The sequence below is a fragment of the Vibrio sp. V19_P1S1T109 genome, assembly GCF_002241375.1.
In the GTDB taxonomy this organism is placed as follows: Bacteria; Pseudomonadota; Gammaproteobacteria; order Enterobacterales; family Vibrionaceae; genus Vibrio; species Vibrio anguillarum.
In genome coordinates this window covers 1-5,159 of sequence record NZ_NDIM01000121.1, presented here as the reverse complement: position 1 = coordinate 5,159, position 5,159 = coordinate 1, and the positions used below count along the sequence as shown (strand labels likewise).

At 43.5% G+C, this 5,159-nt stretch carries 5 protein-coding genes; 1 reads left to right on the top strand and 4 read right to left on the bottom strand.

Features of this window, described 5'->3' with window-relative positions; translation table 11 throughout:
• A partial coding sequence (locus B9J87_RS05710; RefSeq protein ID WP_141201544.1) for a beta-eliminating lyase-related protein occupies positions 1 to 1,368 on the top strand: 1,368 nt, incomplete at its 5' end.
• Positions 1,369 to 1,531: 163 nt separating this feature from the next.
• On the opposite strand, the gene B9J87_RS05705 is transcribed toward B9J87_RS05710, so the two are convergent.
• The 4 genes from B9J87_RS05705 to B9J87_RS05690 all read right to left on the bottom strand — a co-directional run bounded on the left by B9J87_RS05705 (position 1,532) and on the right by B9J87_RS05690 (position 4,629).
• Complete coding sequence (locus B9J87_RS05705; protein ID WP_017049057.1) at positions 1,532 to 1,960, bottom strand: N-acetyltransferase; 429 nt, start codon at positions 1,958 to 1,960, stop codon at positions 1,532 to 1,534.
• An 84-nt stretch (positions 1,961 to 2,044) separates the two neighbouring features.
• Entirely contained in the window at positions 2,045 to 2,905 is an 861-nt protein-coding gene (locus B9J87_RS05700) for an AraC family transcriptional regulator (RefSeq protein WP_017049058.1), read from the bottom strand.
• 78 nt (positions 2,906 to 2,983) lie between these two features.
• Positions 2,984 to 3,802 carry a GNAT family N-acetyltransferase gene (locus B9J87_RS05695; RefSeq protein ID WP_017050940.1) on the bottom strand — a complete coding sequence of 273 codons (819 nt, stop codon included), beginning with the start codon at positions 3,800 to 3,802 and terminating at the stop codon, positions 2,984 to 2,986.
• A gap of 230 nt (positions 3,803 to 4,032) precedes the next feature.
• Positions 4,033 to 4,629 carry a tyrosine-type recombinase/integrase gene (locus B9J87_RS05690; RefSeq protein WP_017050941.1) on the bottom strand — a complete coding sequence of 199 codons (597 nt, stop codon included), beginning with the start codon at positions 4,627 to 4,629 and terminating at the stop codon, positions 4,033 to 4,035.
• Positions 4,630 to 5,159: the final 530 nt, after the last annotated feature.

Below are 5,159 nucleotides of genomic sequence, written 5' to 3'. Positions count from 1 at the left end.
CACGGCATGATCCCGCTTGGCAGTTGCACCATGAAACTGAACGCCGCAGCCGAGATGATCCCTGTCACTTGGCCAGAATTTGGTTCAATCCACCCATTTGCACCGAAAGAGCAAGCCGCAGGTTACGCCGCTCTCGCTAAGGATTTAAAAGAAAAGCTCTGTGAAATCACAGGCTATGATGCCTTCTCGCTACAACCAAATTCCGGTGCTTCTGGCGAATATGCAGGGCTTGTGGCGATTCAGCGCTACCACAAAAGCCGTGGTGAAGGGCACCGTAACGTCTGCTTAATTCCGAGCTCAGCACACGGCACCAACCCTGCAACCGCTTCAATGGTTTCGATGAAAGTAGTGGTCGTGAAATGTGATAATAACGGCAACGTTGATATCGCAGACCTCGCAGACAAAATTGAGAAGCATAAAGAGAACCTCTCTAGCATCATGATCACTTATCCTTCAACGCACGGCGTTTACGAAGAACAAGTTAAAGAAGTGTGTAACATGGTTCACGCCGCAGGCGGCCAAGTTTACCTTGATGGTGCCAACATGAACGCGCAAGTTGGTTTGACCAATCCGGGCTTTATTGGCTCTGATGTTTCTCACCTCAACCTGCACAAAACATTCTGTATTCCACATGGCGGCGGCGGCCCAGGTATGGGGCCGATTGGTGTAAAATCTCACCTAGCGCCTTTCCTACCGGGACATATTGAAGGGGGAGTTGAAGGCAGCGATCACGCCGTATCTGCGGCCGATTTAGGCAGCGCTTCTATTTTACCTATCTCATGGGCTTATATTGCCATGATGGGTGCAGAAGGCTTAACCACGGCTACTCAAGTCGCTATTTTAAATGCTAACTATGTGATGGAAAGACTGCGCCCACACTACCCTATTCTTTACCGTGGTAGTAACGGCCGCGTAGCGCACGAATGCATTATTGACATTCGTCCGCTTAAAGAAGCGACAGGTATCAGCGAAGAAGACATTGCTAAACGTTTGATGGATTACGGTTTCCACGCACCGACGATGTCCTTCCCTGTTGCTGGCACCTTGATGATTGAACCAACCGAATCGGAAGACTTAGCCGAATTGGATCGCTTCTGCGAGGCGATGATTGCGATTCGCGCCGAAATGGAGAAAGTTCAATCAGGCGAATGGCCATTAGCCGACAACCCGTTAGTGAATGCGCCGCATACACAATCGGATCTCGCGAGTGAAGCATGGGCTCATCCATATTCTCGTGAAACGGCTTGCTTCCCATCCACTCATACTAAGGCATCAAAATACTGGCCAACCGTGAGCCGTGTCGATAACGTATACGGTGACCGTAACCTTGTCTGCTCATGCCCAAGTATTGATAACTATCAAGAGTAGGTGCTGGTGTTGATGGCGCGTCGTCACAGTTTATGATCATCTTTTAGGTTGTGACTGACTTTGTTATCAATATTCAATAATAAAGGCGAACTGAGAAGTTCGCCTTTTTGTTAGGCTGTAAAACGATTTTTGGACAAAAGTGAGCTAACAACAACTCCAGTGACTAATATCGATCCCACTTCATCATGCACTCAGGATGTCCCGTATGCTCATCCAACTGCTCACTGATGGTGATAAACCCTTGCTTTAGATAGAACTGATAGCTTGCGTGATTGGCTTTATATACAGAAAGAGTTAGAGTATTTCTTTGAGGCTTAACATGAGCGATTAACTCTTTACCAATACCTTTACATTGATGCTCTGGTGCAACAAAAATTGCCGCTAACATGTCTTCGTATAGCGAGTAGAACCCTACAATCTCACCATTTTTTTCATATACATAAGTCTCTGAGGCAGGGATGTAGATATCACGCATGCTGGGAACTTGTGACTTCCAGAACTCTGGCGATACAAAACCGTGAGCCTTGATGGATGCATTAAGCCAAATTGTTAAAATGCGTTCAATATCTGTTGGCTTGAGTTTTCTAATCATTCCGATATTCCGTTGGTAAATTGTTTGGTATTGCCTGATATTATCCAAATTAAACGGTTCTGAGATTGAACATTTCCGACAATCTCAATCGTTGCTAGCTGTGATACCACCATAGACATCAATTGTTAACCCTCGCTCTTTTTCATAGGTTTTCGGCGTTAATCCTAACTGCTTTTTTAGGTAGCGGATTAAATGGGGTTGGTCACTAAATCCAAATCTGAACGCAATATCTACCCAGTCGAGTGCGTCTGAGTCTCGCTGATAAATATACTCTAACATCACCTCTAATCGATTCATGGATTGGCACTGCTTCAGCGTCATTCCAGTCACACGCTGAAAGCTTCTCTCTAAGGTTCGTTGTGAGCAAAAAAGCCGCTCTCCCAAATCAGAGATGGGGGTATTATCAAGATGCTTCAAAGCTTGCCGAGTAAGTTCACTGTGCTTATCTTCAGAGCACAGTTTGAGCCACGGTGTTAATTTCGTATCGAGTTGATCAACACAATTATTCGGGTCACTTTGAGCAAGAGTAATTAACTCATCTAAATCCAATAGATTATAAAGCCTGTCACCGCTTGCTACCTCTTCAACTTGATCGAGTAACATGGATTGCTCTAAAAGAGCCACTTGCTTCGAAAATTGGGGCAAGCTATACAAGGCTCCAGTATGAAATTTAATCCCAAGATGAACGAACGGATTGGTATGATCTAGTGCAACGGTTTGTTGATGGGGATAGAGCCAATGACTTCCTAATCCTATAGAAGCAGCCGAATTGAAATCATAACGATAGCGTTGATTTTTGGGCGAAATGATTAAGTGAGCACAAGGGTCAGGGTTAAGCTTCGGGAATGGATAGCTCTCGGCATTCGGTTGTTTTTCAATCAGCCAATAGCATTGAACATACTTAGCGACAGTTGGAGCTTTCGGTGATAATAACCAATGGAGCATCTAGAATTCCTATAACTTGATGAGGGACGCCCATTTCAGAGCAGCCTAGCATAGCCAGAAATAGTTTGTGATTCGTTACTATAGTTCGAATTCAATCTGGACAATACGATTGACTGCCGTGAGACCCGCTCGTTTTATTGCCTTTTGCGCACCTACATTACTGCTCTCGGTAGAACAAATTGGCGTTAAGTTACGCTCATTGGCGCTTTTTACGAGCCAGTGAAGCACTTGAGTAGCAATGCCTTTCCCACGTTGTGACTGCGCGACAATCATGCCCAGATCGGCATATTCCGTTTGAAATTCGTCGAATAAGCGGCATTCACCTGCGGCAAGTAGTTCTGTTCCCTGCCAGTAACCAAATAGTTCTTTGCAATTGATTAGGTTGTTGTAATAGCCAGTTAACCATTCTTTGGGTGCTCCAATGTTAGCCGCAGCAAATTCAACAAACTGCTCCAATTGATCAGTGGATGCTTGCTGTAGTTCAACGTTACATTGGACGTTTTCATCGCTTTTTTCCATCTGCTGATACATCAACGCATTGACTGTAAACTGTAAAGAGTTATCCATGCACAGCGATAGATATTGAGTCTCAGCTGTGCTAACAAAAGCGCCTTTAACGTCACCAATGACAGAGCTGTTTCCATCAGTAATTAACGTAAATAAATCTCTTTGATCGGTGTTCGCCTCGGTGGATAGATAAAATTGCAGCATATAACCATCACTGTTGATACAGCAGTATCCTACAAGAGCACCTTGTTCATAGAACCCGTAGTGAGTCGCCATTGGTACAAAACCGAAATGCCACATACCGTCTAAGGGTGCGGTGGATTGAGCAAAGTACACTTGTTTTAGGGAATGAATCTGTTCTAGGTTATCGATTGGTTTAATGTTTAACATCGTTTTTATCCTGCATGCTATACAATGACTCTTCAAGTGAGCATTGCTTTTCGATGTCACACATCATAGTTCTTGCTCTTAGCTAAAGATTGAATAAAAACGACAGTTTTCACTACGTATCATCAAAGCTTTGTGCAGCCTTACCTATCCAAAATAAGAGAAGCTCTGAATTGTTTTGGGCCACAGGCTTTTCAGAAGAAAAGCCTGTGGCAGCTCCTGTCTCCTGTCTGTCAGCAGTCTGTTTTCTCAGACAACCTCAGAGCGTCTTCTAGCTCAACGCCAAGGTATCGAATTGTGTTATCTAGCTTCGAATGTCCAAGTAAGATCTGTACGGCCCTGATGTTTTTCGTTCTGGCATAGATTAAAGTGGCTTTGGTGCGGCGCATGGAATGAGTGCCGTAATAGTCAGCATTCAGTCCCAGTTTTGCAGCCCAATTCCTGATAATTGAACGATAGAATGAGTAGCTGATAGGTTGCCCAGTGCGTCGGCTACTCGGGAATAGAAAACTGCTTGCCTCTAGAGATGCTGCAAAAATCCATCGGCTAATACTTTGCTGTGTTCTCGGAGTAATCTCATAGTGGACATCGGTGCCAGTTTTTTGCTGGATGCACTGAACCCTTTCATAGATAACTCCTTGCGAAGAAACATCGTAAACGTGTAGTTTTAGCAAATCACTCGCTCTTAACTTGCTATCTATAGCTAGGTTCAGTAGTGCGAGCTGCATCAGATCATTTTCAATCTCTAGCCTAGTTCTGATCCGCCAGATCTCTTCAAGCTTAAATGGCCTTTTGATGCCACTGCATTTTCCAGATGATAACTTTCTCATGATGACCTCCTCTCAGTGTTTTTGGTCAACATGAAGTTTGGCAGTAACATTTAGTAGGGTTCAGGAAGATCTGAAACGTCGGTGGACATTTCTGAGTTAACGATTTAACTAAATCAACCATCCTTGGATTAGCCTAAGTATGTTAATTCATTTTAACCGCCCCCTTTAATCCGTTCCAGCCAATGCTTTATGGTTTTCATCCATCATTTATTGAAGCCTAAAGCTAATTCCAATTAATTATTAAAACCTAGTTGCTAGTCAATGAGTTAACTATGAATACACATAAGCGTGTTGTTAGTGTGTCACATCATATGAACTTAGTGTGTTGCCCACAACACAGTGTGTTATCCTTGTTTTAAGGATGTTTTAAACTGTTGATTTTATTTAATATATTGTGTGTTGGCACGCTTTAAGCAATGTAAGTGTATATGCCAGGAAAATTGGTGTTCAAGGTATAACTAACAATAAATATTTTTATCACCCAGAGGTAGATATGACCGAACTAAAAGCAATCAATTCCGATATTGAAG

What these genes read in the sequence shown, in the direction of transcription:
- B9J87_RS05705 (WP_017049057.1), bottom strand. Translation starts at nt 1,960, where the DNA reads ATGATTAGAAAACTCAAGCCAACAGATATTGAACGCATTTTAACAATT.
- B9J87_RS05700 (WP_017049058.1), bottom strand. Translation starts at nt 2,905, where the DNA reads ATGCTCCATTGGTTATTATCACCGAAAGCTCCAACTGTCGCTAAGTAT.
- B9J87_RS05695 (WP_017050940.1), bottom strand. Translation starts at nt 3,802, where the DNA reads ATGTTAAACATTAAACCAATCGATAACCTAGAACAGATTCATTCCCTA.
- B9J87_RS05690 (WP_017050941.1), bottom strand. Translation starts at nt 4,629, where the DNA reads ATGAGAAAGTTATCATCTGGAAAATGCAGTGGCATCAAAAGGCCATTT.